Source organism: Agriterribacter sp. (assembly GCF_035444585.1).
In the GTDB taxonomy this organism is placed as follows: domain Bacteria; phylum Bacteroidota; class Bacteroidia; order Chitinophagales; family Chitinophagaceae; genus Agriterribacter.
Genome location: NZ_DAOMOZ010000032.1, coordinates 21,147 through 31,216 on the forward strand (window position 1 = coordinate 21,147; position 10,070 = coordinate 31,216).

At 42.6% G+C, this 10,070-nt stretch carries 10 protein-coding genes; 5 read left to right on the forward strand and 5 right to left on the reverse strand.

Annotation, left to right across the window (positions count from 1 at the left end):
• The first annotated feature begins 109 nt into the window (after positions 1 to 109).
• From tig to PLH26_RS05585, 5 genes are all read left to right on the forward strand, one after another.
• A complete protein-coding gene (gene tig, locus PLH26_RS05565) occupies positions 110 to 1,489 on the forward strand; it encodes a trigger factor (protein WP_324585005.1) in 1,380 nt (459 codons plus the stop codon).
• A gap of 279 nt (positions 1,490 to 1,768) precedes the next feature.
• Complete coding sequence (locus PLH26_RS05570; protein WP_324585006.1) at positions 1,769 to 2,461, forward strand: ClpP family protease; 693 nt, start codon at positions 1,769 to 1,771, stop codon at positions 2,459 to 2,461.
• Between the two features lie 18 nt (positions 2,462 to 2,479).
• Positions 2,480 to 3,106, forward strand: coding sequence for a ClpP family protease (locus PLH26_RS05575; protein ID WP_324585007.1), 627 nt, complete (start codon positions 2,480 to 2,482; stop codon positions 3,104 to 3,106).
• A gap of 220 nt (positions 3,107 to 3,326) precedes the next feature.
• The gene (gene clpX, locus PLH26_RS05580; protein ID WP_324585008.1) at positions 3,327 to 4,559 is read left to right on the forward strand and encodes an ATP-dependent Clp protease ATP-binding subunit ClpX; all 1,233 of its coding nucleotides are present in this window, start codon (positions 3,327 to 3,329) and stop codon (positions 4,557 to 4,559) included.
• Positions 4,560 to 4,768: 209 nt separating this feature from the next.
• The gene (locus PLH26_RS05585; RefSeq protein WP_324585009.1) at positions 4,769 to 4,945 is read left to right on the forward strand and encodes a hypothetical protein; all 177 of its coding nucleotides are present in this window, start codon (positions 4,769 to 4,771) and stop codon (positions 4,943 to 4,945) included.
• A 62-nt stretch (positions 4,946 to 5,007) separates the two neighbouring features.
• On the opposite strand, the gene PLH26_RS05590 is transcribed toward PLH26_RS05585, so the two are convergent.
• The 5 genes from PLH26_RS05590 to porX form a co-directional block, all read right to left on the reverse strand.
• Positions 5,008 to 6,150, reverse strand: coding sequence for an acyl-CoA dehydrogenase family protein (locus PLH26_RS05590; protein ID WP_324585010.1), 1,143 nt, complete (start codon positions 6,148 to 6,150; stop codon positions 5,008 to 5,010).
• Between the two features lie 52 nt (positions 6,151 to 6,202).
• On the reverse strand, positions 6,203 to 7,147 hold the full coding sequence (locus PLH26_RS05595; RefSeq protein WP_324585011.1) for a ComEA family DNA-binding protein: 945 nt from the start codon (positions 7,145 to 7,147) through the stop codon (positions 6,203 to 6,205).
• Between the two features lie 112 nt (positions 7,148 to 7,259).
• On the reverse strand, positions 7,260 to 8,036 hold the full coding sequence (locus tag PLH26_RS05600; RefSeq protein ID WP_324585012.1) for an MBL fold metallo-hydrolase: 777 nt from the start codon (positions 8,034 to 8,036) through the stop codon (positions 7,260 to 7,262).
• Between the two features lie 76 nt (positions 8,037 to 8,112).
• On the reverse strand, positions 8,113 to 8,382 hold the full coding sequence (locus tag PLH26_RS05605) for a hypothetical protein (RefSeq protein WP_324585013.1): 270 nt from the start codon (positions 8,380 to 8,382) through the stop codon (positions 8,113 to 8,115).
• Between the two features lie 64 nt (positions 8,383 to 8,446).
• Complete coding sequence (gene porX, locus PLH26_RS05610) at positions 8,447 to 10,003, reverse strand: T9SS response regulator signal transducer PorX (RefSeq protein ID WP_324585014.1); 1,557 nt, start codon at positions 10,001 to 10,003, stop codon at positions 8,447 to 8,449.
• Positions 10,004 to 10,070 lie beyond the last annotated feature (67 nt).

Sequence of the window (10,070 nt, forward strand, 5' to 3'; positions counted from 1 at the left end):
GATTGCCAGCACTTTTACAATCAAGCAAATGATAAAGGAATTAATGCAAAAGCCTTACTTTTGCACTCCTTTTTACAATTCTGACAGGAATTTTTAATACATTATACATATGGCAACGGTTACAAGGGAAAACATTGGTGTGCTTAACGACAAGATAACAGTTACTGTAAGCAAAGAGGATTATTTCCCGCCCTTCGAAAAAGCATTAAAGCAATATGCAAAATCGGCCAATATACCGGGCTTCCGGAAGGGAATGGTTCCATCGGGGGTCATCAAAAAAATGCACGGGCCTGCTGTTTATACCGAAGAAGTGTTGAGGAGTATTGAAAAGGGGCTGGTTGATTATTTAGACCAGGAAAAACTTGACATTTTTGCGCAACCGCTTCCAGCAGCAGACAACGATCCCGGTAGTTTGGATATGAATAATCCTGCCGAGTATTCTTTTCATTTTGAAGTAGGGTTAAAGCCCTCGTTTGAACTACCCGACCTGAATACAATACCACTTAAGCGCTATAAAATCGAAGTGCCGGCCGAAATGGTTGATGAAGAACTGGAAAGGCTGAAAGTGAGGCATGGTAAAATGACAGAACCTGAAACCATTGCCACAGACGAGGATGTGCTGAATGTAAAGTTTGAAGAATCGGATGCTGAAGGCAATGTGATCGAAAACGGCATCTCCAAAGACAATTCGCTGCTGCTTAAATATTTTAGTGCTTCATTTAAAGAACAGCTTACAGGGAAAAAGAAAGACGAAAGCGTTGTGTTGCAGTTAAGCAGCGCTTTCGATGATAAAGAAAGAGACTGGCTGGTGAGTGATCTGGGATTGGATAAAAACAATGCTGCCGACCTTGAAAAATATTTTAAAGTAACCATCACAAAAATAGGGCTGGTAGAAAAGCGGGAGTTAAATGAAGAGTTCTACGAGGAAGTATATCCGGGCAAAGAAATTAAAACAGAAGAGGATTTTCGCAACGCAATAAAGGCAGATATTGAAAAGGCCCTCAATGAGCAAAGCCGTAATCATTTTCATCACGAGCTGTACCATGCCCTGCTGGATAATACGGCTATAGAATTCCCCGAAAGCTTCCTGAAAAAATGGATGGAAAAAGGTGGTGAGCAGGCTAAAACTGCGGAGCAGATAGAAGAAGAATTCCCCACGTTCAAAAATCAGTTGAAATGGACCCTGATCAGCGATAAGATCGTTAAAGAAAATCAACTGGAAGTACTCCCCGATGAAATACGCGACCAGATCACCCGTGAAGTGCTTGGGTATTTTGGCGCTTCCGGGCTACAGGGTGATATGTCGTGGATTGACAGCTATGTTGACCGGCTTACAAAAGACCAGCAGCAGGTAGAAAATGCCTACAGGAAGCTGATAAGTGAAAAAGTTTTCAATCAAATAGAAAGCAAAGCCACTCCCGCAGAGCAATCCATCAGTCTGGATGATTTTAAAAAGCTGCAGGAAGAACATCAGCATCATCATCATTAATTTAATTTGTAGTTTATAGTTTGTGGTTTATAGTTTAGCGAATGTGAAAGATTGAAATTTAAAATTGAGATTGCCTCTGACTTCGAATTTCAAATTTCCGGCTTCGGATTTAGCACTTGAATTTTTTTGGTTCTTGTCATTTGGTTCTTGGTACTTTGCATTTTTTCCCGGCTTCGGCTCCACATTCAGCATGGCATTTTGTCTGTTTTCTTCTCTCGCATGATATTTGGGTAGAAATGCCATAAATTGCCCTTTATAAATTAAGAAATTATTGATATTATGAATATTGGAAAAGAGTTCGAAAAATATGCGGTGAAGCATAGAGGTATTTCCAGTAATACCCTCAACGATTTTACCCGGCATTCGGTTACCAATCTCACACCTAATATTATTGAAGAGCGCCCTATGAATGTGGCTGTAATGGATGTATACAGCCGTCTGATGATGGACCGTATCATTTTTCTCGGCTATCCTATTTCTGAAGAGGTAGGTAATATTATAACAGCCCAATTGCTGTTTTTGGAAAGTACAGACCGCACCAGGGATATACAAATGTATGTGAACAGTCCGGGTGGATCGGTATATGCGGGTATGGGCGTGTACGATACAATGCAATACATTACTCCGGATATTTCTACCATATGCACCGGAATGGCTGCCAGCATGGGAGCTGTGCTGATGTGCGCAGGTGCTAAAGGCAAGCGTACAGCGTTAAAACACTCCCGCGTCATGATGCATCAGCCCAGCTCAGGTGCAGCCGGACAGGCAAGTGATGTACTGATTACCGTAAATGAAGTACGAAAGATCAAAAAAGAATTGTATGAAGTAGTGTCGTATCATAGCGGGCAGGATGTGGAAAAGATCGAGAAGGATTTCGACCGGGATTTTTGGATGACGGCGCTAGAGGCAAAAGAATATGGACTGGTAGATGAGGTACTGCTGACCAATCCTAAAAAGCAAAAAGACAAATAATCACAAACAATATCGGATATGTACATAAACAACAAAAGGAAACCTTTTATTTCGGATGATGAAGACACTCCGGAAACCCCGGAGATGCCTTCAATGGAAAAAATGCTGAGCGGCTGGCAGTTCGATAAAAAATTCATTGAACAGCGTAAAATATTTTTATGGGGCGCGGTGGATGATAAAAGTGCTAAAGACATTACTTCCCGCCTGCTTTATTTAGAGGCCATTGACCAGGGAAAAGAGATCACCTTTTATATCAACAGCCCGGGTGGTATAGTTACCAGTGGTATGGTGGTATATGATACCATGCAGATGATTAAATCGCCGGTTGCAACCGTATGTATGGGTATGGCCGCTTCTATGGGCTCTCTGCTGTTGAGCGGCGGCAAAAAAGGTAAACGTTATATTTTTCCGCATGGTGAAGTAATGATACATCAGCCCAGTGGTGGCGGACAGGGAACTTCTGCCGACCTGGAAATAATGGCTGAGCAGATCCATAAGGTTAAAGAAATGAGTGCTAAGATCCTGGCTGATAACTGCGGGCAACCTGTTGAAAAAATAATTAAAGACTTTGACAGGGATCATTGGATGGGTGCAAAGGAATCTGTGGAATATGGTATTGTTGATAAGGTATTGGATAAGTTATAACCGGCTTACAATCAGCCGATTAGTGAGCCGCCCATTACGGAGCGGCTTTTTCATGAGGCGAAATTGACATATGTAGTCATGATAAAACTGGATTTTTACAAAAAAGTTTCGGAGTTTTGCAGCTTATCCTTATCCTTTTTGTCCTAATAATAGTAAAGCCACTCCGTATCCTTTGCAGCCATCCCAAAATAGTTGAACATTAAACTTTTATTGTTGTACAATGGCTAAATCAATTTTACATTGCTCTTTTTGTGGAAGAAGCCGCGATGAAGTTAAGATCCTGATCGCGGGGCAGGAAGGACATATATGCGAAAACTGCGTAGATCACGCACGTGAAATCATAGAACAGGAACTGGTATTGAAGCACGAGTCTTCACATCCCCAGTTTAAACTTACTGTTAAAAAGCCTGTTGAGGTTAAGAAGTTCCTTGATGAATATGTTATCGGCCAGGACGATGCAAAAAAAGTGCTGGCTGTAGCGGTATACAATCACTATAAACGCCTGCAGCATAAATCAAGTGAAAACGAGGTAGAAATAGAAAAAAGCAATATTGTAATGGTAGGAGAAACCGGTACAGGAAAAACCCTGCTGGCCAAAACCATTGCCCGTATGCTGAATGTGCCTTTTGCTATTGTGGATGCTACAGTTTTTACCGAAGCCGGTTATGTAGGTGAAGATGTAGAAAGTATTCTTACCCGCCTGCTGCAGGTTTGTAATTACGATGTGGCAGCAGCGGAAAAGGGTATCGTATATATAGACGAGATCGATAAAATTGCCCGCAAAAGCGATAATCCGTCCATTACACGCGATGTAAGCGGCGAAGGGGTGCAACAGGGATTATTGAAATTGCTGGAAGGGACTGAGGTACTGGTTCCACCACAGGGCGGCAGAAAGCATCCTGAACAAAAGCTGATTAAAGTCAATACCCAAAACATCCTTTTTATCTGCGGTGGCGCATTTGATGGCATAGACAGGGTAATTGCCCGCCGGGTAAATACCAATGCCATAGGCTTTAATGTGAACAAAGATCAACAGGAATATATGAAGAAAAACCTGCTGCAATATATCAATGCGCAGGACCTGAAGTCTTTTGGGCTGATCCCGGAACTGCTCGGGCGTTTACCGGTCGTTACCTATCTCAATCCTTTGGATGCAGAAACGCTCCGTTCTATTCTTACAGTGCCTAAAAATGCCCTTATGAAGCAGTATACCCGGCTATTTGAACTGGAAGGCATTAAATTAAAAGTAGATGAAGAGGTACTTGATTTTTTGGTTAGCAAGGCGGTGGAATACAAACTAGGAGCAAGAGGGTTAAGGAGCATTTGCGAAAATATCCTGACAGATGCAATGTTTGAACTGCCTTCTTCAACAGAAAAACAGTTCCATCTTACACTCGACTATGCACAACATAAGTTCGACAACAGTAAAATGAGCATGCTGAAAGTGGCATAAGCGGCGGCAACTGCCGGCTGTTGGTTTTAGTTGTATTGATTTATATTCCGGAACAATAGTCCCGGGAGAACATATGCTGTACAGCCTCCGACTTTGTACAGCATAGTTGTATAAAACTTTAAGTCCGGCGATACCAGCCGGGCTTCTTTGTTTACGGGGTCAATTTATTTTTTCCTCCTATCTTCACCTATAAATTCCGGGTTCATTGTATGAAAGAATTAATTGACCGCTTAAAGGCGGAAGCTGGTTTAACAGAAGAACAGGCATTGAAAGCCATTACACTGATGAAAGATTTTGCAAAAGAAAAATTTCCTTTGTTTTCAGGAGCAATAGAAAAAGTATTTACAAAATATTCTCCTAAGGAGGATGAGGACTTTTTGCATTGATCAATAAAAGAGACCCCTGCTTATCAGGGGCCTCCTTGTTTCTCATGCCGTGTAAGAAAATCTTAACTTTGTAATACCTCCCTGGCTATTACAATTTTTTGTATTTCACTGGTACCTTCGCCAATCGTACACAGTTTACTGTCTCTGTAAAACTTTTCTACCGGAAAATCTTTTGTATACCCGTATCCCCCAAAGATCTGAACAGCATCGCAGGCTACCTTCACAGCCACTTCACTGGCATAATATTTTGCCATAGCTGCCTCCTTTGTCATGGGCAATCCTTTGTTCTTTTTATCTGCAGCCTGTAATATCAGTAACTCCGATGCCATGATTTCCGTAGCCATATCCGCCAGCTTAAAAGATATGCCCTGGAAATTTGAGATGGGCTGATCAAACTGGTGCCTTTCTTTAGCATATTGTAATGCAGCCTCATAAGCGCCCTTCGCTATTCCCAGCGCAAGAGCTGCAATGGATATGCGGCCTCCGTCAAGCACTTTCAGCGATTGCTTAAATCCGTCGCCCACTTTTCCCAACCGATTGGCATCCGGGATCCTGCAGCTATCAAATATCATTTCCGCAGTTTCACTGGCCCGCATACCCAGCTTGTTCTCCTTTTTCCCCCCGCTAAACCCTGCTGTTCCACGCCCTACCACAAAAGCAGTGGCATTGTTCTTTGCTCTGGGCTCTCCTGTTCTGGCAACCACCACTGCTACATCGGCCGACTTACCATGGGTGATCCAGCATTTTGTACCGTTCAATATCCAGTTATCACCTTCCTTTACTGCAGTAGTTTGCATATTGCCTGCATCACTTCCTGTACCGGCTTCGGTTAACCCCCATGCACCTATCCATTCGGCGGTGGCCAGCTTTGGCAGGTATTTTTGCTTCTGCTCTTCATTTCCAAAAGCAAGGATATGCCCGGTGCACAATGAATTATGCGCTGCAAGGCTCAATCCAACCGAACCGCAAACTTTTGCTATTTCTGCAATAATCGTTACATACTCTACATAACCCAATCCGGTACCGCCATAGTTTTCTGGAACCAGCACACCCATTAAGCCCAGCTTACCCATTTCCTTAAAAATATGCACCGGAAACTCCTGGGTCTCATCCCATTCCATCATATGGGGCTTTATATGCCGCCTTGCAAAATCACTGGCCGTTTGAGCAATTTGTAGCGTTAATTCATCTGTTTGAAAATCCATACTATTTTAGAATTGTGCAAATTAAAGATTTTTTTTATGAAACTAACATCTGTTAGTAAATAATATAGGGTAACCATTTTTTAATGAGATCGTCTGTTACCAAATGAACCCGTTTCAGATCATCCTCGTTTTGAAAACTGCCATGTTGCAGTCGGTATTGGATAACGGCATTACCCACCTGATATTTTATATAAGGATGTGCTTTTAGCTCATCTATACCGGCGGTATTAATATTGATTTTTTTTATAATCGCGCTATCGCATCGCAGGCGGGGCTTTATTTGCTGAAAAACGGAATCACTGACGCCATATACTTCTGCAATCTGGTCTACACTATAAAATCCGCCCAGCTTTTCCCTGAAACCAATGATGCGGTTGGCCAGTTTACTGCCAATACCCGGTAAGGCGATAAAAGCAGTAGTATCAGCCGCATTGATATGAACAATCTCCGCGGTGTATTTTGTATTGCCGGCTGCAAAAGCAACTGGGTAAACATTCGCTCCTTTAGATTGCTTTAAATTAGCTGCAGGAATACGCACATAAGGCAGCAGCCTTTCATAATCCCGTTTTCTGAGCCCGTATATTTTGCCAATATCTTCTGCCTTGTAAAACCTGCCGCCTTTTGCTATGAAATTTTGTATGGTTTGAATGGTTCTGCCGGATATGCCCAGGCGCTGCCATTCTGCGGCTTGTAACGTGTTGGGGTCAAAATAAAAAGTTTCCGATTTTACCGGCCTGGTATTGATATATGAGACGGATAACGATGGGTTGTAAAATATTCCGGCAGAATCATTGTCTTTCCCGTTTTGCAAGGCATCTTGCTGCAATTGCGAAATGTCGTGTTCAAACCTCGCAAACCCTTTTACATCAAATGTTTCATCACGGATAAACAGCAACGGTATAAACCACACGGCTGCAAGCATTACCAGCAACACAACAATCCCATTGCGTTCTTTTTTGCTGAAATTAAAATATGCTTTCAACCGGTTAGCGCTCATAGGTGATGTATATGCTTATGCTTATGAAAGTTACACAAAATAATGATAGCGGTAAGTAGAAAGATGTCTTATTCCGTGCCTACCCTCCACCTTATACCCCACACCTTACACTTTACAGCGCAATGCTCAACCCATCATAAGCCAGGTGTATACCTTCCGGTAATTCACTGTTTACATCTGCATGTTTCCCCAACTGGTGGCTGATATGTGTAAAATAAGCTGTGGATACTTTAAGCTCCCCTGCTTCGGCTATGGCTTCACCCAGGCTAAAATGAGAAATATGCTTTTCTTTCCGCAATGCGTTCAACACCAGTACCTCGCTCCCTCTTATTATTTCCCTGCTCTTTTCTTCTATACGGTTGGCATCCGTGATATAGGTAAATTTTCCAAACCGGTAACCCAGCACCGGCATCTGCATATGCCACACCAATACAGGCGTAATAACCAGATCATTGATCTGAAAGGGCTGCGAGCTGATCGTATTGAGATGGATATTGGGGGCGCCGGGGTATTTTTTTTCTGTAAAAGCGTAAGGAAACTCCCTGATGATCACTTCCAGCGTCATTTCGTTGCCATAGATTTCCATGGGCTTTCGCATAAAATAGTTGAATCCTCTTACGTCATCCAACCCGGCTACATGGTCTTTATGCGGGTGTGTAAACACCACTGCATCCAAACGCTTTATATTCTCCCGTAACATCTGGTAACGGAAATCGGGACCCGAATCAACTACAACGGTAGTGTGTTCAGATTGTACAAGTATGCTTGAGCGCAGGCGTTTATCTTTTCTGTCTGTTGAAGTACAAACATCGCAACTGCAGCCAACCATGGGCACACCGCTGCTGGTTCCCGTACCCAGAAATGTAATTTTAATATCAGGATAACTCACGCATCAAAGCTAAAAGAAAATGTATAATGCCGATTGTAATTTTTTAGAGGAGCATTTCTGTTTTACCAGGTAATGCCTATTCATTGGCGGGTTTGGCCATCAGTTCTTCGTATAGCTTTTGCGATTCATGCGTAAGCGCATCAAACGTTATTTCCAACTGGGGCATAAGATCGGCCAGGGTATTGATACGCCCTTCCAGCGTAAGAAACTTATTGAGCACCACCACTTTTCTTTGCTGCAATATACAATAACCGCTTTGAAAATTACCTCTTTCATACCGTATCACATAACCGGCTTCTTCCAGTATGGCTTCGATCTTATTTAAGGTTGGTTGGTTAATTTTCATCTTGTTGTTTTCCGAGACAAAGATATGCCATTTGAAATTTGAAATCTCAAATTTGAAATCTCAATCATTTATTCGTCATTCTCACCACCGGCACGATCATTTCCTCCACACTTATGCCTCCGTGCTGGAAAGTGTTTTTGTAATAGTTTGAATAATAGTTGTAATTGTTGGGATAACAGAGATAGCCGTCTTCCCTGGCAAATATAAAAGAAGAGTTAACAGAAGGTACCGGCAGGCCGGCTTCTTTCGGGTCGCGGAAAGCAAGCACTTCCTTAGGCTCGTAGTTAAGGTTCCGGCCATGCTTGTATCGTAAATTGCTGGTGGTTTGCTTGTCGCCAATCACTTTGTATGGCGTATTTACTCTTACGCTTCCGTGATCCGTTGCCACTATCAGCGTGAGTGGCTTTTCTGCTATTTTTTTGAGTGCCTGATGAAGCGGTGAATGCTCGAACCAACTTGCGGTAATGCTCCTGTAACTGGTTTCATCACTGGCCAGTTCTTTCAGCACTTCCATTTCCGTTCTTGCATGGCTCAGCATATCTACAAAATTGTATACAATGATATTGATATCGTTTTGCAAAAGATTATGGATATTGTCCACCAGTTTCTGTCCGTCCTGGTGATTGACCACCTTGGTATAGGAATACTTAATATCCCCTTTGTGTAAACGCTTTAGCTGTGCTTTCAGGAACAGCTCTTCATGCAGGTTCTTTCCGCCTTCTTCCTCATCGTTTTTCCATTGTGCGGGAAAATGTTTTTCAATATCAACAGGCATCATCCCCGCAAAAATTGCATTGCGGCAATACTGTGTAGCTGTTGGCAGTATGGAATAAAAGGTTTCTTCCTCCTGTATCCTGAATGTTTCTGCAAAAGCAGGCTGAATGCTTTTCCACTGGTCGTAGCGCAGGTTATCAATTAAAGCAACGAACAGGGGTCTTCCCTTTTCAATATGGGGCAATATTTTATAGCGGAATAACGTATGGCTCATGATCGGCGCATCCGTGCTTTTAGGACTTACCCACGAAGCATAATTTTTACTGATGAATTTAAAAAACTCGGTATTGGCTTCGCTTTTTTGCGATTGAAACACCTCCCGCATTTCAGGGCTGTCGCTTTTTTCCATTTCCAGCTCCCAATACACCAATTTTTTATAGAGCTCCATCCATTCGTTGTAGTTGGGATTGCTGTTCAGCGCCATAAACAAATTGCGAAACTCCTGCTGGTATGCACTCGTTGTTTTTTCGGCCACCAGTCTGCGGTTATCAATTATTTTTTTTAAGCTCAACAGCACCTGATTGGGATTAACCGGTTTGATGAGGTAATCACTGATCTGTGAACCGATGGCATCATCCATCAGGTTTTCCGTTTCATTTTTGGTAATGAGCACCACCGGCAACTGCTGGTTGATCTCTTTTATCCTGGCCAGTGTTTCCAGCCCGGTAATACCCGGCATGGTTTCATCGAGTAATACAACGTCTACAATATTTTCCTTCACATAGTCGAGCGCATCATACCCGTTGGTAAGTGTTTGCACCTCGTAGCCTTTGCTCTCCAAAAAGAGTTTTTGCGACCGAAGGCTCTCCATTTCATCATCAACCCAAAGTATTTTTGCCAAAGACATGAATATTTATTTTTATGTTTAGCTGATCAAATGTAGTTATTCATTTCCCGCTTTTTACCTTTGCAGC